This window comes from Streptomyces sp. NPDC094032 (genome assembly GCF_040303965.1).
GTDB lineage: Bacteria > Actinomycetota > Actinomycetes > Streptomycetales > Streptomycetaceae > Streptomyces.
The window spans coordinates 126,049-147,252 of sequence record NZ_JBEOUE010000020.1; the positions used below are offsets into that span (position 1 = coordinate 126,049).

General features: G+C 70.9%; 18 protein-coding genes. 4 read left to right on the top strand and 14 right to left on the bottom strand.

Translation table 11 applies throughout. From position 1 onward, the window contains the following. Positions 1–98: 98 nt before the first annotated feature. Genes ruvX through ABTZ54_RS25815 form a run of 4 tightly spaced genes read right to left on the bottom strand, consistent with a single transcriptional unit; the run spans position 99 to position 4,022 of the window. Positions 99–563 (bottom strand): Holliday junction resolvase RuvX, encoded by a 465-nt coding sequence (gene ruvX / locus ABTZ54_RS25800; RefSeq protein ID WP_351667440.1) that lies wholly within the window; start codon positions 561–563, stop codon positions 99–101. Positions 564–565: 2 nt separating this feature from the next. Further along, positions 566–3,235 carry an alanine--tRNA ligase gene (alaS, locus tag ABTZ54_RS25805; protein WP_351667384.1) on the bottom strand — a complete coding sequence of 890 codons (2,670 nt, stop codon included), beginning with the start codon at positions 3,233–3,235 and terminating at the stop codon, positions 566–568. Further along, positions 3,235–3,585 (bottom strand): hypothetical protein, encoded by a 351-nt coding sequence (locus ABTZ54_RS25810; protein ID WP_351667386.1) that lies wholly within the window; start codon positions 3,583–3,585, stop codon positions 3,235–3,237. Before ABTZ54_RS25810 ends, alaS begins: the two co-directional genes overlap by 1 nt. A gap of 5 nt (positions 3,586–3,590) precedes the next feature. Further along, a complete protein-coding gene (locus tag ABTZ54_RS25815; protein ID WP_351667388.1) occupies positions 3,591–4,022 on the bottom strand; it encodes a DUF948 domain-containing protein in 432 nt (143 codons plus the stop codon). 194 nt (positions 4,023–4,216) lie between these two features. On the opposite strand from ABTZ54_RS25815, the gene ABTZ54_RS25820 reads away from it, so the two are divergent. Further along, a complete protein-coding gene (locus tag ABTZ54_RS25820; RefSeq protein ID WP_351667390.1) occupies positions 4,217–6,367 on the top strand; it encodes an ATP-binding protein in 2,151 nt (716 codons plus the stop codon). Between the two features lie 56 nt (positions 6,368–6,423). Here ABTZ54_RS25820 and rpsD read toward each other — a convergent pair whose 3' ends face one another. Next, entirely contained in the window at positions 6,424–7,038 is a 615-nt protein-coding gene (rpsD, locus tag ABTZ54_RS25825) for a 30S ribosomal protein S4 (RefSeq protein WP_046907488.1), read from the bottom strand. Positions 7,039–7,244: 206 nt separating this feature from the next. Between rpsD and ABTZ54_RS25830 the strand changes: the two genes are divergently transcribed. After that, positions 7,245–7,940 carry a DUF2470 domain-containing protein gene (locus ABTZ54_RS25830; RefSeq protein WP_351667392.1) on the top strand — a complete coding sequence of 232 codons (696 nt, stop codon included), beginning with the start codon at positions 7,245–7,247 and terminating at the stop codon, positions 7,938–7,940. 14 nt (positions 7,941–7,954) lie between these two features. Here the strand turns inward: ABTZ54_RS25830 and ABTZ54_RS25835 are convergent, their stop codons facing one another. From ABTZ54_RS25835 to ABTZ54_RS25850, 4 genes are all read right to left on the bottom strand, one after another. Next, the gene (locus tag ABTZ54_RS25835; RefSeq protein WP_351667442.1) at positions 7,955–9,307 is read right to left on the bottom strand and encodes a replication-associated recombination protein A; all 1,353 of its coding nucleotides are present in this window, start codon (positions 9,305–9,307) and stop codon (positions 7,955–7,957) included. Positions 9,308–9,349: 42 nt separating this feature from the next. Next, complete coding sequence (locus tag ABTZ54_RS25840) at positions 9,350–9,976, bottom strand: vitamin K epoxide reductase family protein (protein ID WP_351667394.1); 627 nt, start codon at positions 9,974–9,976, stop codon at positions 9,350–9,352. Between the two features lie 170 nt (positions 9,977–10,146). Beyond that, the gene (hisS, locus tag ABTZ54_RS25845) at positions 10,147–11,409 is read right to left on the bottom strand and encodes a histidine--tRNA ligase (RefSeq protein ID WP_351667396.1); all 1,263 of its coding nucleotides are present in this window, start codon (positions 11,407–11,409) and stop codon (positions 10,147–10,149) included. A 10-nt stretch (positions 11,410–11,419) separates the two neighbouring features. Next, positions 11,420–12,130, bottom strand: a complete 711-nt coding sequence (locus ABTZ54_RS25850) for an MBL fold metallo-hydrolase (protein WP_351667398.1) — start codon at positions 12,128–12,130, stop codon at positions 11,420–11,422. A 153-nt stretch (positions 12,131–12,283) separates the two neighbouring features. On the opposite strand from ABTZ54_RS25850, the gene ABTZ54_RS25855 reads away from it, so the two are divergent. Beyond that, positions 12,284–13,072 (top strand): peptidylprolyl isomerase, encoded by a 789-nt coding sequence (locus tag ABTZ54_RS25855; protein ID WP_351667400.1) that lies wholly within the window; start codon positions 12,284–12,286, stop codon positions 13,070–13,072. Between the two features lie 209 nt (positions 13,073–13,281). Continuing rightward, complete coding sequence (locus ABTZ54_RS25860) at positions 13,282–14,511, top strand: DUF349 domain-containing protein (protein WP_351667402.1); 1,230 nt, start codon at positions 13,282–13,284, stop codon at positions 14,509–14,511. A gap of 65 nt (positions 14,512–14,576) precedes the next feature. Here ABTZ54_RS25860 and ABTZ54_RS25865 read toward each other — a convergent pair whose 3' ends face one another. The 5 genes from ABTZ54_RS25865 to yajC form a co-directional block, all read right to left on the bottom strand. Further along, a complete protein-coding gene (locus tag ABTZ54_RS25865; protein ID WP_351667404.1) occupies positions 14,577–17,036 on the bottom strand; it encodes a RelA/SpoT family protein in 2,460 nt (819 codons plus the stop codon). A 214-nt stretch (positions 17,037–17,250) separates the two neighbouring features. Beyond that, a complete protein-coding gene (locus tag ABTZ54_RS25870; protein WP_351667405.1) occupies positions 17,251–17,802 on the bottom strand; it encodes an adenine phosphoribosyltransferase in 552 nt (183 codons plus the stop codon). Further along, positions 17,802–18,842 carry a protein translocase subunit SecF gene (gene secF / locus ABTZ54_RS25875; RefSeq protein ID WP_351667407.1) on the bottom strand — a complete coding sequence of 347 codons (1,041 nt, stop codon included), beginning with the start codon at positions 18,840–18,842 and terminating at the stop codon, positions 17,802–17,804. Before secF ends, ABTZ54_RS25870 begins: the two co-directional genes overlap by 1 nt. 1 nt (position 18,843) lies before the next feature. After that, positions 18,844–20,595: a protein translocase subunit SecD gene (secD, locus tag ABTZ54_RS25880; protein ID WP_351667409.1), complete on the bottom strand. Its 1,752-nt coding sequence runs from the start codon at positions 20,593–20,595 to the stop codon at positions 18,844–18,846. A 147-nt stretch (positions 20,596–20,742) separates the two neighbouring features. Then, the gene (gene yajC / locus ABTZ54_RS25885) at positions 20,743–21,165 is read right to left on the bottom strand and encodes a preprotein translocase subunit YajC (RefSeq protein ID WP_351667444.1); all 423 of its coding nucleotides are present in this window, start codon (positions 21,163–21,165) and stop codon (positions 20,743–20,745) included. Positions 21,166–21,204 lie beyond the last annotated feature (39 nt).

Here is a 21,204-nt window from a genome sequence, read left to right on the forward strand (position 1 = left end):
TCCCCAAACAGCCGCGAGGCTTCCGGACGATCCGCCTCTACGTAGTGCGGCAGCTGTTCGAACACCGCCGCATCGCGCGGAACGTTACCGTATCGCGATCAGATGACCACTTCGACGCCCTCGCCGGGCGGATTACCTGATACCCGTTCGGACTCAAGAGCGTTCTGCAGGATGATCACAGCGGCGGCCTGATCGATGACGGACCGCCCCTTCTTGGACTTCACCCCGGAGGCGCGCAGCCCCTGGGTCGCCGTCACCGTGGTCATCCGCTCGTCGACCAGCCGGACCGGCACCGGGGCGATGCCCTTGGCCATCTCCCCGGCGAAGGCCCGGACCTTCGTCGCGGCCGGACCCTCCCGCCCGCTGAGCGAGCGGGGCAGGCCCACGACGACCTCGATCGGCTCGTACTCCTCGACGATCTGGCGCAGCCGCCGGTGGGCGGCCGGGACGTCACGCCCCGGCACGGTCTCCACCGGCGTGGCGAGGACCCCGTCGGGGTCGCACGAGGCGACCCCGATCCGGGCGTCCCCGACGTCGACCGCGATACGGCGTCCGCGGCGCATCGTCACGCGGTCTCCACCACGAGACGCTCGACGGCCTCGATGGCGTCGCCGACGGCCTGCGGGTTCTGACCGCCGCCCTGGGCGACGTCGGGCTTGCCGCCACCGCCGCCGCCGAGGGTCTTGGCCGCGGTGCGGACCAGCTCGCCGGCCTTGAGACCGCGCTCACGGGCGGCCTCGTTGGTGGCGATCACCGTCAGCGGCTTGCCGTTGACCGTGGTGAACAGGGCCACGACCGCCGGACGGTCGGAGGAGATGCGGCCGCGCACGTCGAGGACCAGCTTGCGCAGGTCGTCGGCGCCGGTGCCGTCCGGGACCTGGCCGGTGACCAGGGCCACGCCGCGGATGTCCTTGGCGGAGTCGACCAGACCGGCGGCGGCCTGGAGGACCTTCTCCGCGCGGAACTTCTCGATCTCCTTCTCGGCGTCCTTCAGCTTGCCGAGCATCGCGGAGACCTTCTCCGGCAGCTCCTCCGGACGTCCCTTGACCAGCTCCTGGAGCTGGGCGACGACCGTGTGCTCACGGGCGAGGAAGTGGTACGCGTCGACGCCGACGAGGGCCTCGACACGGCGCACGCCGGAGCCGATGGAGGACTCGCCGAGCAGCTTCACCAGACCCAGCTGGGCGGTGTTGTGCACGTGGGTGCCGCCGCACAGCTCCTTGGAGAAGTCGCCGATGGTCACCACGCGGACCTTCTCGCCGTACTTCTCGCCGAACTCGGCGATGGCGCCCTGGCGCTTCGCCTCGTCGATCGGCATGACCTCGGCGTGCACCTCCAGCTCGCGCGAGAGGACCTCGTTGATCTTCTGCTCGACGTCGGTCAGGACCGCGCCGGGCACGGCGTTCGGCGAACCGAAGTCGAAGCGGAAACGGCCCGGCGAGTTCTCCGAACCGGCCTGGGCGGCGGTCGGGCCGAGCGCGTCACGCAGCGCCTGGTGGGTGAGGTGGGTGGCGGAGTGGGCGCGGGCGATGGCCCGACGGCGCTTGATGTCGATGGCGGCGTAGGCGGTGGCGCCCACGGTCACCTCGCCGACCTGCACCGAACCCTTGTGCACGGACACACCGGGGACCGGCTGCTGCACGTCGCGGATCTCGATGACCGCGCCGGAGTGCAGCTTGATGCGGCCCTGGTCGGCGAGCTGGCCGCCGCCCTCGGCGTAGAACGGGGTGCGGTCCAGGACGACCTCGACCTCGTCGCCCTCCGAGGCGGCCGGCGAGGGAACGCCGTTGACCAGCAGACCGACGACGGTGGTCTCGCCCTCGGTGTTGGTGTAGCCGGTGAACTCGGTGGCGCCGTTGCCGTCGGCGATCTCGCGGTACGCGGTGACGTCGGCGTGACCGGTCTTCTTGGCCAGGGCGTCGGCCTTGGCGCGGTCCCGCTGCTCCTTCATCAGGCGGCGGAAGCCGTCCTCGTCCACGGACAGCCCCTGCTCGGCGGCCATCTCCAGGGTGAGGTCGATCGGGAAGCCCCAGGTGTCGTGGAGCAGGAACGCCTTGTCACCGGAGAGGATCGTGCCGCCGGCGGCCTTGGTCTCGGTGACCGCGGTGTCGAGGATGTTCGTGCCGCCCTTGAGGGCCTTGAGGAACGCGGCCTCCTCGGCGAGCGCGACGGTCTCGATGCGCTTGCGGTCGGTGACCAGCTCCGGGTACTGCTCGCCCATCGTGTCGATCACGGTGTCGACGAGCTCCTGCACGACCAGACCGGTGGCGCCGAGCAGACGCATGTTGCGCACGGCGCGGCGCATGATGCGGCGCAGCACATAACCACGGCCCTCGTTGCCCGGGGTGACACCGTCGCCGATGAGCATCACGGAGGTGCGCATGTGGTCGGCGACCACACGCAGCGACACGTCGCTGTCGTGGGCCTTGCCGTAGGCGACACCGGTCAGCTCGGTGGCCTTGTCGATGACGACCTGGAGGGTGTCCGTCTCGTACATGTTCTGGACGCCCTGGAGGATCATCGCCAGGCGCTCCAGGCCGAGGCCCGTGTCGATGTTCTTCGACGGCAGCTCGCCGAGGATCGGGAAGTCGTCCTTGCCCGTGCCCTCGCCGCGCTCGTACTGCATGAAGACCAGGTTCCAGATCTCCACGTACCGCTCGTCGTTGACGGCCGGGCCGCCCTCGACGCCGAACTCCGGACCGCGGTCGTAGTTGATCTCGGAGCAGGGGCCGCAGGGGCCGGGGACGCCCATGGACCAGTAGTTGTCCTTCTTGCCGAGGCGCTGGATGCGCTCGGCCGGGACGCCGACGACGTCGCGCCAGATCTGCTCGGCCTCGTCGTCCTCCTGGTAGACGGTGATCCAGAGCTTCTCCGGCTCAAGCCCGTAGCCGCCGTGCTCGACCGGGGTGGTCAGCAGCTCCCAGGCCAGCTTGATGGCGCCTTCCTTGAAGTAGTCGCCGAAGGAGAAGTTGCCGCACATCTGGAAGAACGTGCCGTGCCGGGTGGTCTTGCCGACCTCCTCGATGTCCGGCGTGCGGACGCACTTCTGCACGCTGGAGGCGCGCGTGAAGGGCGGCTTGACCTCACCCAGGAAGTAGGGCTTGAACGGCACCATGCCCGCGGGGACGAGCAGCAGAGTCGGGTCGTCCGCGATGAGCGACGCCGAAGGGACGACGGTGTGACCGCGCTCCTCGAAGAAGCTCAGCCAGCGGCGGCGGATTTCAGCCGACTCCATCAGTGGTCCTCATTCCGGTTGTACGAAAACGAATACGGGGTGGTCGTGCCGGGGTCCGCGAGCGGCCCGAGCGCGGCCCTGCGGCGCGGCGCGGGGAGTTCACGGCCGGGGTCCTGGTCCGCCGGGGCGTCCAGGCCGAGGGCCGAGCCGAGCTCGGCCTCGCGCTGCAGCATGCCCGCCCTCACGTCGAGGGCGAAGTCCTTGAGCCGGTGGCCGGTCTCGATCGCCTTGTCCGCCGCCTGGGCGGCGAGGCTCTCGGGGGTCAGCTGCTTGAGCTTGCGGTTGACCTTGGTGGTGGCCCAGACGCCGGCGGCCGCGCCGGCGGTGAACCAGAACGTACGGCGGAACATCGTGCTCAGCCCTTCTGCTTCCGGCGCCTCGCGGACGGCACGGTGCGACCGACGATCACAGTACGCGGGTCGGGCGCGGGCGGCGCGTCCTGCCGGCCGCGGCTCATCGCCCTGCGGACCCCGTAGCCGAAGGCCGCGACCTTGACCAGGGGGCCGCCGAAGGTGGAGGCGACGGTGGTGGACAGCGCGGAGGCGTTGGAGGTGACCTCCTGGACGTCCGAGGCGATGGCGTCGACCCGGTCGAGCTGGGTCTGCGCGGAGCGCACGGTCGCGGAGGCGTCGGCGAGCAGCGGGACGGCCTGTTCGGTCACGTCCGCCACCAGCTTGGTGGTCGCCTTGAGCGTCTGCGCCAGCCTCACCAGCACCACGGCGAGGAAGGAGACCAGGATCGCCCAGAACACGGCCACCAGGATCCCGGCAACCTCTCCACCGGTCACTCTGCACCGCTCTCTGCTGTCGCTCTTGTCAGCTCTTGCCATCGGGACTCCGACGGACGCCGGACCCTTGTTTATCAGTCCTCCGACCCTATCGCGCCGGAGCTCTCGCGCCGTACCGCATTACCGCTCGCGGGAGGGGAGTTGCGCCGGTCCGATTGTACGGAGCGCGCGCGGATGAGTACGCTCCGTGTCCCATGCGACGGAGCAATCTCCCTGTGGAGCTCAACCGGTTCGTGGGCCGGGCCTCCGAACAGGACGAACTGACCCGCCTCATCGAGGAGTTCCGCCTGGTCACGGTCGTCGGTGTGGGCGGGGTCGGCAAGACGCGGCTGGCCCTGCGCACCGCCAGTGCCGTGCAGAAACGCTACGCCGACGGGGTCCGGCTCGCGGAACTGTCCGCGCTGCGCGACCCGGAGCTGGTGGCCCACGCCCTGGTCGAGGCCCTCGGTCTGACCGACCACACCCTGCGCGGCCCGCGGGAGGTGCTGACCGAGCACCTCGCGGACCTCCGGCTGCTGCTGGTGGTGGACGGCTTCGAGCACCTGGTCGACGCCTGCGCCGGGCTGCTGCGGGAGCTGTTGCTGTCCTGCCCCGGGCTCACGGTCCTGGCCGTGGGCCGCCGCCCGCTGCGGGTGGACGGCGAGGCCGTGCTGGCGCTCGCGCCGATGGACGAGGCCGACGCGGTGGCGCTGCTCACCGAGCGGGCGGCGGAGTCGGCGGAGCGGCATCCGCTGGGCGCCCCCGAGCCGGTGCGGGAGCTGTGCCGGCGCCTGGACGGCATCCCGCTCGCGCTGGAACTGGCGGCCGGGCGCCTGCCGCTGCTCTCGGTGGAGCAGGTGCTCCACCGGCTCGACGACCGCTTCCGGCTGCTCGACGGCGGGCGGCGCGGCGCGCTGCCCCGGCACCGGACGCTGCGCACGGCGATCGGCTGGAGCCACGAGCTGTGCACCCCGGAGGAGCGCCTGCTGTGGGCGCGGCTCTCGGTGTTCGCGGGCCCCTTCGACCTGGAGGCGGTGGAGTACGTCTGCTCGGGGCCCGGGCTGCCGGTGGAGCGGGTGCTCGACGTCCTCGGCGAGCTGCTCGCGCAGTCGCTGGTGGCGCGGGAGGAGTCGGCGGCGGGGCCGCGCTACCGGCTGCTCGACACGGTCGCGGCGTACGGGGCCGAGTGGCTGGCTGCGCTCGGCGACGTCGAGCGGATGCGGCGCAGGCACCGCGACTGGTACATGGGGCTCGCCACCTGGTGCGAGCTGGAGTGGTTCAGCCCCCGGCAGGCGGAGGTGGCGGCGGTCACGGACGTGGCGCTGCCGAATCTGCGGGCGGCGCTTGAGCTGTGTCTGGAGTCGGCGGAGGACGTCCCGCTGGCCCAGCATCTGGCGGGCACGCTCTGGTTCTACTGGGCGGGATGCGGGCGCCTGTCGGAGGGCCGGCACTGGCTCGACCGGGCGCTGGGCGCCTTCCCGGCGCTCGCGGAGCACGAGGACGCGCGGCTGAAGGCGCTGTGGGTGCTGGGGTACGTGGCGATCCTGCAAGGGGATCCGACGGCGGCGGTGGCGGCGCTGCACGAGTGCGGGGAGCGGGCGGGCGCCACGGGCAACGCGGTGGCGCAGGCGTACGCGACGCACCGGATGGGGTGTCTGGCGCTGCTGTCGGACGACATGCCGCGGGCCGAGGAGCTGATCGGGCGGGCCCTGGAGTCGTACCGGGAGCTCGGCGAGCTGAACAGCAACGTGCTGATGGCCCAGGTCGAGCTGGCGATGGCGCGGGCGTTCCAGGGCGACCTGGAGGGCGCGGTGGCGCTGTGCGTCGAGGTCCGGGAGGTCTGCGAGGAGCGGGGCGAGCGGTGGACGCGGGCGTACGCGCTCTATGTCCTGGCGTACGCGGCGCTGACCGACGGGGAGTACGCGCGGGCGCGGGAGCTGCTCGCCGAGTGCGTCACCATCGACCACGCCTTCCACGACCTGGTGGGTCTGGTGCTGGCGATCGAGCTGCTCGCGCTGGTGCGGGCGGCCGAGGGGGACATGCGGGAGGCGGCGGTGCTCCAGGGCGCGGCGGCGCCGATGTGGGACTCGGTGGGGCTGCCGCTGTTCGGCTCGGGCCATTTCGGCGGGCCGCGCGCGCTGTGCGAGCGGCAGGCGGGCGAGGCGCTGGGCGGCGAGGGCTACGGTGCCGCGTTCGGCGAGGGCCGGGCGCTGTCGCTGGACGAGGCGGTGGAGCGGGCGCTCAGCGGGCGTCGGGATCCGGCCATCCGCGGCCAGCGGGGCGGGGCGGCGGCGCCGCGGCCGTTCCGCAGTGCCCGGGCGACGGTCGCCGGACACGCGGAAGCCCGCCGGCTCCCCCACCGGTGAGGGCGGGGGAAGCGGCGGGCTGAGACCGCGGGTGCGGTACTACTGCCGTGCTGGGATCAGCGGGCGTAGTACTCGACGACCAGCTGCTCGTCGCAGATGACCGGGATTTCCTTGCGGTTCGGGTCGCGGTCGAGGCGGAAGGCCAGGGCCTTCAGGTTGACCTGCAGGTAGCGCGGGGTCTCACCGTCGGCGGCGAAGCCACCCTCACGGGCGACCTCGAACAGCGGCTTGGTGCGGCTGCGCTCGCGGACCATCACGACGTCGTCGGGACGGACGCGGAACGACGGCTTGTCGACCTTGGTGCCGTTGACCTGGATGTGGCCGTGGACGACCATCTGGCGGGCCTGGTAGATGGTGCGGGCGATGCCCGAACGCAGGACCAGGGCGTCGAGGCGACGCTCGAGCTCGACGACCAGCGCCTCGCCCGTCTTGCCCTCGGCCTTCTTGGCACGGTCGTAGGCGCGCGCCATCTGGCGCTCGCTGATGTCGTACTGGGCGCGCAGACGCTGCTTCTCGAGCAGACGGACCTTGTAGTCCGAGTTCTGCTTGCGGCCACGGCCGTGCTCGCCCGGCGGGTAGGGGCGGGCCTCGAAGTACTTGACAGCCTTCGGCGTCAGCGCGATGCCGAGCGCACGGCTCTTCTTGACCTTGGGACGCGACTGGTTAGGCACGTTCTCCAGACCTCCGTTGTAGGTTAGGTTAGGCTCACCTTACTCAAGGAGATCGCATGTCTCGCCCGGGGAACACCACACGCATCACGGACGGCAACACAAAGACCGACGCCATTTCATCCACGGAAGCCGTGGAGGGCATCGATGCGACGGAGGTCCGATCAGCTCATGGTCAGCCGCGTCCAAACGGGCTTGATCTCGCACGGATGCCGTCAGCAGCCGAGCGCACACGAACTCTCGTACAGAGTACATGCTCCGCGGTGCTGCTGATTCCGGGGGCCCCCGGTCACCACCCCGAGCAGCTCTCCCCCGAGGCCCGCGCGGTCGGACCCGACGGCGAGATCTTCCTCCTCTACCCGGCGGACGCGGCGCCGGTACGGGCCGCCACTCACGCGCAGGACGACGAGCTGCCGGTCGTGCTGGAGCTCACGGACGTCGCCCCCGTCTCGGTCCCCCACCGGATCCGGGGCCGGGCCTGGATCTCCGGCTGGCTCACCCGCGTGCCCGGGATCGCCGAACCCGGCCGGATGATGCTCCGCCTGGAGGTCGGCGCCGCCAACGTCGACGACCTGTGGGGCTGCGGCGAGGTCGACCCCGAGGAGTTCGCGGCGGCCGAGCCCGATCCGCTGCGGATCCACGAGACCGAGCTGCTCCAGCATCTGCACGCCGCCCACGGCGACCGGCTGCGCGAGCTGACCTCGCTGCTCGGCGCGCACGCGGCCACCCTGGTCCCCGACCGGGACGTGGCCCCGCTCGCCCTGGACCGCTTCGGGCTGCGGGTCCGCTTCAGCGCCGGCCCCGACTCCTGCTTCGACGCGCGCTTCGACTTCCCCGGGCCGGTGCGGGACGTCTCCGGGCTGCGCCAGGAGATGCACCGCCTCTTCGAGGCGGCCCGCTCCTGACCCGTACGGGAGGCCTAGCCGCCCTCGCCCTTCAGGCGCTCCCGCACCTTCTCCACCACGTCCGCGTAGCGCGCCTCCGCCCCGTAGCGGGTCGGCTCGTAGTAGCGCCTGCCGTGGACCGGGTCCGGGGCGTACTGCTGCGAGGCGATGGCGCCGGGGACGTCGTGCGGGTAGACGTACCCCTGGGCGTGGCCCAGCTTGGCGGCGCCCTTGTAGTGCCCGTCGCGCAGGTGCGGCGGGACCGGGCCCGCGAGGCCGTTGCGGACGTCGGCCTGGGCCGCGAAGATCGCGTTCGTCGCCGCGTTGGACTTCGGCGCGAGGGCCAGGGCGATGGTGGCGTGGCTGAGGGTCAGGGCCGCCTCCGGGAAGCCGATCATCGCGACGGCCTGGGCGGCGGCCACGGCGAGCGGCAGCGCGTTCGGATCGGCGAGGCCGATGTCCTCGCTCGCCGAGATCATCAGCCGCCGGGCGATGAACCGCGGGTCCTCGCCCGCCTCGATCATCCGGGCCAGGTAGTGCAGCGCCGCGTCCACGTCCGAGCCGCGGATCGACTTGATGAGGGCGCTGGCCACGTCGTAGTGCTGGTCGCCGTCCCGGTCGTACGTCACGGCGGCCCGGTCGACGGTCTCCTCGACCGTCTCCAGGGTGATCTCCGGCTCCCCCTTGGCCAGGGCGGCACCCGCTGCCGCCTCCAGGGCGGTCAGGGCCCGCCGCGCGTCGCCGCCGGCGATCCGCAGCAGATGGGCCTCGGCGTCCTCGGGCAGGGTCACGGCCCCGCCGAGCCCGCGCTCCTCCTCCAGGGCCCGCCGCATGAGCCCGCTCAGGTCCTCGTCGGTGAGCGGCTCCAGGGTGAGCAGCAGGGAGCGGGAGAGCAGCGGGGAGATCACCGAGAAGTACGGATTCTCCGTGGTGGCGGCGATCAGCGTCACCCAGCGGTTCTCCACGGCCGGCAGGAGGGAGTCCTGCTGGGCCTTGGAGAAGCGGTGGATCTCGTCGAGGAAGAGGACGGTCTCCTTGCCGTATCCCCCGACGGCCCGCCGGGCGCCGTCGATGACCGCGCGGACCTCCTTGACCCCCGCCGTGATCGCGGAGAGCTCCACGAAGCGCTTGTCGGTGGCCTTGGAGACCACGTACGCGAGGGTGGTCTTGCCGATGCCGGGCGGGCCCCACAGGATCACTGAGGAGGCCCCGGCGGGGCCGCCGCCGTCGCCGACCAGGCGGCGCAGGGGCGAGCCCGGCTTGAGCAGGTGCCGCTGGCCCACCACCTCGTCGAGGGTGCGCGGGCGCATCCGGACGGCCAGCGGGCTGCTGGCCGGGTCCTTCTCCTGGCGTTCTTCGGCGGCTGCGGTAAAGAGGTCGGGCTCCACGGTCATGAAGCCTAGGTCACCGCACTGACAGCGCGGGCGCCGTCAGCTGGTCCAGAAGTCCCACCAGCGGGTCAGGATCAGCATGCCGATGATGCCGATGTGCAGCACCGGCAGCACCCAGGTGAACTCGTCGAAGAAGGTGCGCACACCGCCCGGGGCGCGGATCACGCCCTGGCGCACGTTGTGCGAGGTGGTGTACCAGAACATGACGATGGTGGCGACCCAGGCCAGGCAGCACCACAGGCAGAGCGAGTTGATCTCGTACAGCGACTGGTACATGAGCCAGGTGCAGAAGCCGACGCCGAAGAGCGTGCCCGCGTTGAGGCCGAGCCAGTACCAGCGCCGGTAGCGGGCGCCGGCCAGCAGGCCCACGCCGATCGCGATCACCATGCCGTACGTGACGAGGCCGAGCATCGGGTTCGGGAAGCCGAAGACCGAGGCCTGCTCGCTCTTCATGATGTTGCCGCACGAGACGATCGGGTTGAGGCTGCACCCCGGGGTGAAGTTCGGGTCTTCGAGCAGCTTGAACTTGTCGATCGTGATGATCCACGCGGCGAGCAGACCGGCGGCGCCGGTGATCACCAGGAGCCAGGCGAAGGCGCGGCTGGCGCCGATGGTGCGGGGGTCCTCCCGCACGGCGGTCTCGTTCGCGGCCGCTGCTTTCGTCATGTCGCTCTACTCGCTCTTCTCGCGCGCTGGGCTCGTTCGTGACCGGGCACGGTCATTGTGCCGCACAGGGTGCCACGGGCCGCGTTCGCGGGCGGTAAGCGGGGCCCGGACGTACGGGAGGGGCCCGGCCGCGTGACGCGGACCGGGCCCCTCCTCCGTACCGTGCGCGGTCAGGCCAGCTTGGCCTTCACCGCGTCGAGCAGTCCGTCGAGGGCGACCGGCTGCTGCTCGCCGGACTCCATGTCCTTGAGCTGGACGACGCCCTCGGCGAGGTCCCGCTCGCCGGCGACGACCGCGAGGCGGGCGCCGGAGCGGTTGGCGTCCTTCATGGAGCCCTTCAGGCCCTTGCCGCCGAAGGAGAAGTCGGCCGCGATCCCGGCCTTGCGCAGCTCGGTGATCTTGCCGAAGAGCACCCGGCGGGCCTCCTCGCCGAGGGCCACCGCGAAGACGCTGGTGGCGGCCGGGAGGTCGAGCTCCACGCCCTCCGCCTCCAGCGCGAGGACGGTGCGGTCCACGCCGAGCGCCCAGCCCACGGAGGGCAGCACGGGGCCGCCGATCATCTCGGAGAGACCGTCGTAGCGGCCGCCGCCGCCGACCGCCGACTGCGAGCCGAGGCCGTCGTGGACGAACTCGAAGGTGGTGCGGGTGTAGTAGTCCAGGCCGCGCACCAGCTTGGTGTCGTCCTCGAAGACCACGCCCGCCGCGGTGATCAGCGCGCGCACCTCCGCGTGGTACGCCTTGCACGCGTCGCACAGGTAGTCGCGAAGCAGCGGGGCGTCGGCCAGCTGCTTCTGCACGGCCTCGCGCTTGTCGTCGAGCACGCGCAGCGGGTTGATCTCGGCCCGGCGCAGGGTCTCCTCGTCCAGGTCGAGGCCGCGCAGGAAGCCCTGGAGCGCCTCCCGGTAGACGGGGCGGCACTCCTTGTCGCCGAGCGAGTTCAGCAGGATGCGGAAGTTCCGCAGGCCGAGCGAGCGGTAGGCCTGGTCGGCCAGGATGATCAGCTCGGCGTCCAGCGCCGGGTCCTCGGCGCCGATCGCCTCGGCACCCACCTGCGAGAAGTGGCGGTAGCGGCCCTTCTGCGGGCGCTCGTAGCGGTAGTACGAGCCGGAGTACCAGAGCTTGACCGGCAGGTTGCCCTGCTTGTGCAGGCTGGCCTCCAGGGCCGCGCGCAGCACGGAGGCGGTGCCCTCGGGGCGCAGGGCCAGCTTGTCGCCGCCCTTGGTCTCGAAGGCGTACATCTCCTTGGTGACGATGTCGGTGGACTCGCCGACGCCGCGGGCGAAGAGGTTGACGTCCTCGAAGCCCGGGGTCTCGACATAGCCGTAGCCGGCCGTGCGCAGCGGGCCGGAGATCGCCTCGCGGACCGCGAGGTACTTCGCCGAGTACGGCGGGATCAGGTCGTACGTGCCCTTGGGGGCCTTGAAGGTGCTCACGTGGATCTCGTCACATTCCTCGTCGGGGAGCGTCAGGGGTGCTCCCGAGGCCGGCCGCCACCTGCCGCAGATAGGGGTTGGTGGCGCGCTCCTGGCCGATGGTCGTCTGGGGACCGTGCCCCGACAGCACCACGGTCGAGTTGTCGAGCGGCAGGCACACGCGGGCCAGCGATCCGAGCATCTCGTCCATGTCACCGCCGGGCAGGTCGGTGCGTCCGATGGAGCCGGCGAACAGCAGGTCCCCGGAGAAGAACACGGAGGGGATCTCCATGGTCTCGGGGGTCCGGAAGGTCACCGACCCCTTGGTATGGCCGGGCGCGTGCGCGACGGAGAGCTCAAGGCCCGCCAGCTCCAGCCGGGCGCCGTCGGTCAGCTCGCGCACGTCGTCGGGCTCGCCGACGGTCAGCTCGCCCATGAGGGGCATCCCGATGGAACGGCCGAGGGCCTTCTCCGGGTCGCTCATCATGTACCGGTCGGACGGGTGGATCCACGCGGGTACGTCATGGGCGCCGCAGACCGGGACGACGGAGGCGACATGGTCGATGTGGCCATGGGTGAGGACCACGGCGACGGGCTTGAGCCGATGCTTCCTGAGCGTCTCCTCGACTCCCTGGGCGGCCTGGTGGCCCGGGTCGATGATGACGCACTCCTCGCCTGCGGCGGGGGCGACCACGTAACAGTTGGTGCCCCAGGCCCCGGCGGGGAACCCGGCAATCAGCACGATCGTCCTTATTTGTCGTCCGGCAGATGGCTGCGGCGAAACGGAATGCAGCGGGTCAGAGCCTACCGGCGCTGCGTATTCCACAGCCAACCCGTATACGGTACGGGCACATCCGGCCAGGACTGAACAGACGATCGACAAGGAGCGGACCCGGTGGTCACCAGCGATCAGCGGCGGCGGCAGCTCGCCAGGGACAAGTACCAGCGTCAGCAGCAGCGGCGCGCGGAGTCGCGGCGCAGGTCGCGCCGCATCAGCGTGATCGCGGCCTCGCTCGCGGTGGTGCTCGCCGCGGGTGGCGCGGTGTACCTCTCGGTGGCGCTGTCGGGCGACGACAAGAAGGGCTCCGACAACGCGGCGGCTTCGCCCACGAACACGCCGAGCCCGGAGCAGAGCACGTCCTCGCAGCCCGAGCCGACGATGTCCATCGACAAGAAGGCCTCGTACACGATGGCCCTGAAGACCAACCAGGGCGACATCACGATCACGATGGACGCGGCCAAGGCCCCGCACACCGTGAACTCCTTCAAGCACCTCGCGGACAAGAAGTACTTCGACGGCACCAAGTGCCACCGCCTCACCACCTCGGGCATCTTCGTGCTCCAGTGCGGCGACCCGAAGGGCGACGGCACCGGCGGCCCGGGCTACGTCATCCCGGACGAGAACCTGAACGGCCTCGGCAAGGCGGGCGCGGACGGCTCCGTCACGTACCCGAAGGGCACGGTCGCCATGGCCAACGCGGGTGCGAACACCGGCGGCAGCCAGTTCTTCCTCGTCTACAAGGACACCAAGCTGCCCCCGAACTACACCCCGTTCGGCACCTTCGACGCGGCGGGCCTCAAGACCGTCGAGGACGTGGCGAAGGCCGGCGTCGAGGGCGGCGCGGGCGACGGTGCGCCGAAGAAGGGCGTCACCATCGAGAAGGCCGTCGTCACCAAGAAGTGACGCGACGGAGGGCCGGCGTCCGTACCCGCGCGTGACCGTTGAATTTCGGTCGTGCTGAGTGCGGACAGCCGGGCCGCCGTTCGCCTAGATTGGCGTTGTACAGCGCCGGCCGTCGGCCGGGCTGTGGAGGGCGGGCGAGACCCGCCGGGAATCCGTGGACGATGCCAGGGGGCCGGGCCCCCGTGACGGCATCATGGTGAGGAGGCGCTGTGAGCAGCGACCCGTGGGGCCGCGTCGACGAGACGGGCACCGTGTACGTGCGTACGGCCGAGGGCGAGCAGGTCGTCGGATCGTGGCAGGCGGGCACCCCTGAGGAGGCGCTGGCCTACTTCGAGCGCAAGTACGAGGGCCTGGTGGTCGAGATCGGCCTCCTCGAGAAGCGGGTGAGGACCACCGACCTCTCGGCGAAGGACGCCCAGACGGCGATCGAGCACATCCGCGAGCAGGTCCGGGAGCACCACGCGGTGGGCGACCTGGCCGCGCTGTCGGCCCGGCTCGACAAGCTGATCGAGACGGTCGAGTCCCGCCGCGAGGAGCGCAAGGTCCAGAAGGCCAAGCAGGCCGACGAGGCGCGCTCCGCCAAGGAGACGCTGGTCACCGAGGCCGAGGAGCTGGCGCAGAGCGAGCAGTGGCGCTCCGCGGGCGAGCGGCTGCGGGCGCTGGTGGACACCTGGAAGGGCCTGCCGCGTCTGGACCGCAAGTCGGACGACGAGCTGTGGCACCGCTTCTCGCACGCCCGCTCGGCCTTCTCGAAGCGCCGCAAGGCCCACTTCGCGGCGCTCGACGCGCAGCGCGAGGACGCCCGCAAGGCCAAGGAGAAGCTGGTCGCCGAGGCCGAGTCGCTCTCGAACTCGACCGACTGGGGCACGACGGCCGCCCGCTACCGCGAGCTCATGGCGGACTGGAAGGCGGCGGGCCGGGCCCAGCGCGAACACGAGGACGAGCTGTGGAACCGCTTCCGCGGCGCCCAGGACGTCTTCTTCGCGGCCCGTGGCGAGATCTTCGCCGAGCGGGACGCGGAGCAGACCGAGAACCTCAAGCTGAAGGAGGATCTCGCGGTCGAGGCCGAGAAGCTGGTGCCGGTGTCGGACCTGAAGGCGGCCCGCGCGGCCTTCCGTTCCCTCAACGAGCGCTGGGAGGCCATCGGCCACGTGCCGCGTGACGCCCGCCCGAAGGTCGAGGGCCGGATGCACGCGGTGGAGCGGGCGATCCAGGAGGCCGAGGAGTCGGAGTGGCGCCGCACCAACCCGGAGGCGCGTGCCCGCGCCGCGGGTCTGACCGGCCAGCTCCAGGACGCGGTCGACAAGCTGCAGAAGCAGATCGACACCGCCCGCGCCGCCGGCAACGACGCCAAGGCCGACAAGCTGGCGCGTGAGCTGGAGGGCCGCCAGGCGCTGCTCGACCAGGCCCTGAAGGGTCTGCAGGAGTTCGGCGGCTGATCGGCCCGTCCGACGGTACGAGAAGGGCCCCCGGCACCAGCCGGGGGCCCTTCTCGTGCGCTCGCTCAGGGGCGCCGGGCGCTGGTGACGCGGTACACGTCGTAGACGCCCTCGACGCCCCGGACGGCCTTCAGGACGTGGCCGAGGTGCTTCGGGTCGCCCATCTCGAAGGTGAACCGCGAGGTGGCCACCCGGTCGCGGGAGGTCTGCACGGCCGCCGACAGGATGTTGACGTGCTGGTCCGACAGGACCCGGGTGACGTCCGAGAGGAGCCGGGACCGGTCGAGCGCCTCGACCTGGATGGCGACGAGGAAGACCGAGGACTGGGTGGGGGCCCACTCGACCTCCAGGATCCGCTCGGGCTCCCGGGACAGCGAGTCGACGTTGACGCAGTCGCTGCGGTGCACCGAGACCCCGCTGCCACGGGTCACGAAGCCGATGATCGGGTCGCCGGGCACCGGCGTGCAGCACCGGGCCAGCTTGACCCAGACGTCCTCGACGCCCTTGACGACCACGCCCGGGTCGGCGCTGGAGCGGCGCTTGGAGCGGCCCCTGACCGGCGGGGCGGTCTCGGCGATGTCCTCGGTGGCGGCCTCCTCGCCGCCGAGGGCGTGGACCAGCTTCTGCACGATGGACTGGGCCGTGACATGGCCCTCGCCGATCGCCGCGTACAGCGAGGAGATGTCGCTGTAGCGCAGCTCGTGGGCGAGGGTGACGAGCGAGTCGCCGGTGAGGATCCGCTGGATCGGCAGATTCTGCTTGCGCATGGCCCGCGCGATGGCGTCCTTGCCCTGCTCGATGGCCTCGTCGCGGCGCTCCTTGGAGAACCAGGCGCGGATCTTGTTCCGGGCGCGCGGGGACTTGACGAAGCCGAGCCAGTCCCGGGAGGGACCGGCGCCCGCGGCCTTGGAGGTGAAGACCTCGACCAGGTCGCCGTTGTCGAGGGTGGACTCCAGCGGCACGAGCCGGCCGTTGACCCGGGCCCCTATGGTGCGGTGCCCGACCTCGGTGTGGACGGCGTAGGAGAAGTCGACCGGGGTGGCGCCCGCGGGCAGCGCTATGACGTCGCCCTTGGGGGTGAAGACGAAGACCTCGTTGCGGGAGAGGTCGAAGCGCAGCGACTCCAGGAACTCCGAGGGGTCCTCGGTCTCCTTCTGCCAGTCGAGCAGCTGGCGCAGCCAGGCCATGTCGTTGAGGTGGTCGTCCTTGCCGGCCTTCTTGGGCACGTCGGCGCGGACCTTGGAGGCGCCCGCGACGGCCTCCTGCTTGTACTTCCAGTGCGCGGCGATGCCGTACTCGGCGCGCCGGTGCATGTCGAAGGTGCGGATCTGGAGCTCGACGGGCTTGCCGTTGGGTCCGATGACCGTCGTGTGCAGCGACTGGTACATGTTGAACTTCGGCATCGCGATGTAGTCCTTGAACCGGCCGGGGACCGGGTTCCATCGCGCGTGGACGGTGCCGAGGGCGGCGTAACAGTCCCTGACCGTGTCGACGAGGACACGGATGCCGACCAGGTCGTAGATCTCCGCGAAGTCACGGCCGCGGACGATCATCTTCTGGTAGACGCTGTAGTAGTGCTTGGGGCGCCCGGTGACGGTGGCCTTGATCCGCGCCGCGCGCAGGTCGGCCTGGACCTCGTCGGTCACTATGGCCAGGTACTCGTCCCGCTTGGGGGCGCGCTCGGCGACCAGCCGGACGATCTCGTCGTACATCTTGGGGTAGAGGATCGCGAAGGCGAGGTCCTCCAGCTCCCACTTGATGGTGTTCATGCCCAGCCGGTGCGCCAGCGGGGCGTAGATCTCCAGGGTCTCGCGGGCCTTCTTCTCCTGCTTCTCCCGCTTGAGATAGCGCATGGTGCGCATGTTGTGCAGGCGGTCGGCCAGCTTGATGACCAGGACGCGCGGGTCCTTGGCCATGGCGACGACCATCTTGCGGACGGTCTCGGCCTGGGCGGCCTCGCCGAACTTGACCTTGTCCAGCTTGGTGACGCCGTCGACGAGCAGGGCGACCTGGTCGCCGAAGTCGCGACGCAGGGTGTCCAGGCCGTACTCGGTGTCCTCGACGGTGTCGTGCAGCAGACCGGCCATCAGCGTCGCCGGGTCCATGCCCAGCTCGGCGAGGATCGTGGTGACCGCGAGCGGGTGGGTGATGTACGGGTCGCCGCTCTTGCGCTTCTGGCCTCGGTGCCAGCGCTCGGCGACCTGGTAGGCCCGCTCGATCTGGCGCAATGTCGCCGTTTCGATCTTCGGATCGTTGGAGCGGACGATCCGCAGCAGCGGTTCGAGGACCGGGTTGTACGGGGAGGAGCGCTGCACGCCCAGGCGGGCGAGGCGGGCGCGCACCCGGCTGGAGGAGCCGCCCGTGCGGCCGGAGGGCGCGGGGGCGGGCCGAACCGACGGGGCCGGAGCCGGGGCCGCTGGCCTGGTCTCCGCGGCCTTGTTCTGGGGCGCGGCGGGTCCCGACGCGGCCTGGTCGGCCTGCTGCTCGGGCTGCGCGGCGGAGAGTGGCTGGGCCTCGTCTGGCAAGAGCGCTCCTCTGAGGAGAGTTCCGGGTCCCCCGGTCAGGCCCGGAAAGGCCATCGTATCGACCTGGAAGCGGCTGTGCTCACGCGCCTGCGGGCTGAGACGTCCGGGCCGCTCCCTGGAAGACCCCGTTCCGGGATGTGTCCGGAAAACGACGGGGGCGGCCCGGGGAATTCCCCGGGCCGCCCCCGTACGGGTCAGACGGTGCCAGACGGTGTCAGACGGTGATGAGCGCGGTGAGCGGAGCGCCGGCCAGGGCCGGCTCCAGACGGCTGCGGCCGGGCAGGAAGCCCAGCTCCATCAGGACGGCGACGCCGGCGACCTCGGCCCCGGCACGCCGGATGAGCTCGATGGAGGCCTCGGCGGTGCCGCCGGTGGCGAGGACGTCGTCGATGACCATGACCCGGTCGCCCGGGGCCAGGTCCTCGGCGTGCACCTCGATCTCGGCGGTGCCGTACTCCAGCTCGTACGCCTGCCGCAGGGTGGCCCCGGGCAGCTTCCCGGCCTTGCGGACCGGGATGAAGCCGAGTCCGGCGCGGACGGCGACCGGGGCGGCCAGGATGAAGCCCCGGGCCTCCAGGCCGACGATCTTCGTCGCGCCCTGCGCCGCGCACAGCCCGGCGAGGGCGTCGGTCAGAGCGGTGAACGCCTCCGGGTCCGCGAGCAGCGGGGTGATGTCCTTGAACAGCACCCCGGGCTTCGGGTAGTCGGGGACGTCACGGATGCGGCTGAGCAGCAGCTCCGTGGTGCTCTGGGCCTCGGCGGTCATCAGCGGCTCGCCTCACCGGCGAGGGCGCCCTCCGCGAGGTCACTGCCCTCGTCGAGGGACTCGCCCTTGGCGGCCGCGGCGGCGCGCTTCGCCAGGACGCGCTTCTTCAGGGCCTTCATCGCCGGCTCGCGCTCCTTGAGGTCGGCGACGAGCGGGGTGGCGATGAAGATCGAGGAGTACGCACCGGCGGCGAGACCCACGAACAGCGACAGCGAGATGTCGTTCAGCATGCCGGCGCCGAGGACGCCGCCACCGATGAAGAGCAGGCCGGCGACCGGCAGCAGCGCGACGACGGTGGTGTTGATCGAACGGACCAGGGTGCCGTTGATCGACCGGTTGGCGATCTCGCTGTAGGTCCAGCGGGTCTGCTTGGTGATGCCCTTCGTCTGCTCCTTGAGCGAGTCGAAGACGACGACCGTGTCGTAGAGCGAGTAACCGAGGATCGTCAGCAGACCGATGACCGTACCGACCGTGACCTCGAAGCCCACCAGCGAGTAGATGCCGACGGTGATGGTGAGGTCGTGGATCAGCGCGATGAGCGCCGCGACGGCCATTCTCCACTCGAAGGCGATGGCGAGGTAGATCACCACCAGGATCATGAAGACCGCGAGTCCGGTCCAGGCCTTCGTGGCGATCTGCTCACCCCAGCTGGGGCCGACGAGCTCCGCCGCGATCTTGTCCTCGGGGACGTTCAGGTCCTTGGCGAGCTCCGCGCGGACCTGGTCGGACTTCTGGGTGTCGAGACCGCCGACCTGGATGCGCAGGGAGCCGCTGCCGAGCTCCTGGACGATCGCGTCGTGGCCGGAGGCCTCTTCCGCGTACTCCTGGGCCTGGGTGACCGAGACGTTCGTCTTCGGGGTGGTGAAGACGGCGCCGCCCTGGAACTCGATGCCCATGTTGAGGCCGCGCACCGCGAGGGCCACGATCGCCGTGATGGTGATCAGGATCGAGATGCCGTACCAGATCTTGCGGTTGCCGATGAAGTCGTAGCCGACCTCACCTCGGTGGAGCCGGGCGCCGAGATCTCCGAGCTTCGACATCTCACGCCTCCTTCGGGTCGACGGGGGCGGACTGGCGGCGGGAGCGGCGCAGCGGCGGCTTCGCGCCCAGGCGCTTCGGGTCGAGGCCGGACCACTTGTGGCCCTCTCCGAAGAACTTGGTCCGGGCGAGGAGCGTCATCACCGGCTTGGTGAAGAGGAACACCACGACGATGTCGAGCAGGGTGGTCAGGCCGAGCGTGAACGCGAAGCCCTGGACCTTGCCGACGGTGACGATGAAGAGCACCGCGGCGGCGAGGAACGACACGAAGTCGGAGACCAGGATGGTGCGCCGGGCCCGCGGCCAGGCACGCTCGACGGCCGGGCGCAGCGTGCGGCCCTCGCGGACCTCGTCACGGATGCGTTCGAAGTACACGATGAACGAGTCCGCCGTGATGCCGATGGCCACGATGGCGCCGCAGACGGCCGGCAGGTTCAGCGCGAAGCCGATGGCCGGGCCGAGCAGGGCCATGATCACGTAGGTGAGCAGGGCCGAGACGCCGAGGCTGAGGATGGCGATCAGCGACAGGCCGCGGTAGTAGACCACCAGGTAGATGATGACCAGCGCGAGACCGATGGCGCCCGCGATCAGGCCGGCCTCCAGCTGGTCGCCGCCGAGCGCGGCGGTCACGGTGTCGACGCTCTGCGTGTCGAACGTGAGCGGCAGGGCACCGTAGGACAGGATGTTGCCGAGGTCCTGGGCCGACTGCTGGTTGAAGCTGCCGGAGATCTCGGCGCTGGCGCTCAGGGTCTGGCGCACGGAGGGGGCCGAGACGACCTCGCCGTCGAGGACGATGGCGAACTGGTTCTGCGGCTCCTGCTGCTGCGAGAGCTTGGCGGTGATCGTCTGGAACTTCTTGGCGCCGCCGCTGGTGAAGTCCATCGTGACGATCCACATGCCACGCTGCTGGTCGAAGACGCCCTTGGCGTCGTCGACGTCCTTGCCGTCCACCTCGGCGGGGCCGAGGAGGTACTTCTCCCACTGGCCGATGGCGTTCTTGCCACAGGCGACGGTCGGCTCGGTGGCCTTGACGCCGTTACCGGCGGCCGTGCGCTGCTTGGGGTCCAGGCAGTTCAGCGTGACGAACTTCTGCTGGAGGGCGGCGGTGGCCGGGTCGGCCGGGGTGTCGGCCTTCGGCGTGCCGGTCGCCTTCGGCGTCGTGGCGGACGTCGCGGTCGGCGTGGGGCTCGGGGCCTTCAGCGCCTCGGTGACGGCACGGCCCTGGGTGGACGCGGTGGCCGACGGGGTGGCGGACTTGTCCGTCTTGCCCTTGTCGGCGGTGGCGCCCGAGGCCGAGGGCTTCGGCGCGGGCTTGGTGCTGGCGTCCGGCGCCGGCGCCTGCTCGGCGGGGGCGACGGCCATGACCTGCCGGAAGTACAGCTGGGCGGTGGTACCGACCTGCTCGCGGGCCTGCTTCTCGTTCGTCCCCTTGGGGATGTTCACGATGATGTTCTCGCGGCCCTGCGTCTGGACCTCGGCCTCCGAGACACCCAGACCGTTGACGCGGCGCTCGATGATGCCGACCGCCGTGTTCATGTTGGTCTCGTTGACGGCGGACTCCTGTCCGGGCTCCGCCTTCGCCTTGAGCGTGATCGACGTACCGCCGGCGAGGTCGATGCCCAGGCGCGGGGTGGTGTGCCCCGACCAGAACATGCCGCCGGTGAGCGCGACCATGGCGATCAGAATGAGTGCCAGGGCGCGGCCCGGCCGGCTCTGTCCCCCCGCCGGCCTTCGGCCCTTCTTCGGTGCTGCCACCTGTCGTATCTCCCTGTCCAAACCGCCCCGCGCCGGTTGGGCGCGGAACGGCCACGAAGTGTGTGGTGGGGACCTGCCCCCGCAGACGTGAAACCGTCGCCGGAGCCGCGCGCGCCGGGTGGGCGGACGCGCGGCTCCGGCCGCGAACTACTTCGCCTCGGTCCCGCCGTCGGCCTTGCCGTCCTTGTCGCCCTCGGCGGCGTCCGTCTTCTTGGTGAGGTCGGCCTTGACGTCCTCGGTGGTCTCCTCGGCGGCCTCGGTCAGCGAGGAGGCGTCGTCGGGGACGACCTCGCCGGGCTCGTCGCCGTGGACGATCCGGTTGTACTCGGAGTCCTCCAGGACGGCGCCGATGGAGTTCTTCGCGTAGACCGCGTGGACGCCGGGCGCGACCTCGAGAAGGACGGTCTCGTCGCCGATCTCCTTGACGGTGGCGTACATCCCCCCGATCGTGCGAACGCCGGTACCGGGTGCCAGCTGGTTGCGCATCTCCGCCGCCTGCGCCTGCTTCTTCTTGGCAGAGCGGGTCATGAGGAACATGGCCCCGATGAGCACGATGAACGGGAGGAGCATGCCGATGTTATTCACGGGACGGAATTTCCTTCGCAAGGC

Coding starts and splice junctions, on each gene's coding strand:
- secF (WP_351667407.1), bottom strand. CDS start 18,842: ATGTCGAAGCTCGGAGATCTCGGCGCCCGGCTCCACCGAGGTGAGGTC.
- ABTZ54_RS25870 (WP_351667405.1), bottom strand. CDS start 17,802: ATGACCGCCGAGGCCCAGAGCACCACGGAGCTGCTGCTCAGCCGCATC.
- alaS (WP_351667384.1), bottom strand. CDS start 3,235: ATGGAGTCGGCTGAAATCCGCCGCCGCTGGCTGAGCTTCTTCGAGGAG.
- ABTZ54_RS25820 (WP_351667390.1), top strand. CDS start 4,217: ATGCGACGGAGCAATCTCCCTGTGGAGCTCAACCGGTTCGTGGGCCGG.
- ruvX (WP_351667440.1), bottom strand. CDS start 563: ATGCGCCGCGGACGCCGTATCGCGGTCGACGTCGGGGACGCCCGGATC.
- yajC (WP_351667444.1), bottom strand. CDS start 21,165: ATGCTCCTCCCGTTCATCGTGCTCATCGGGGCCATGTTCCTCATGACC.
- ABTZ54_RS25810 (WP_351667386.1), bottom strand. CDS start 3,585: ATGTTCCGCCGTACGTTCTGGTTCACCGCCGGCGCGGCCGCCGGCGTC.
- ABTZ54_RS25840 (WP_351667394.1), bottom strand. CDS start 9,976: ATGACGAAAGCAGCGGCCGCGAACGAGACCGCCGTGCGGGAGGACCCC.
- ABTZ54_RS25830 (WP_351667392.1), top strand. CDS start 7,245: ATGCCGTCAGCAGCCGAGCGCACACGAACTCTCGTACAGAGTACATGC.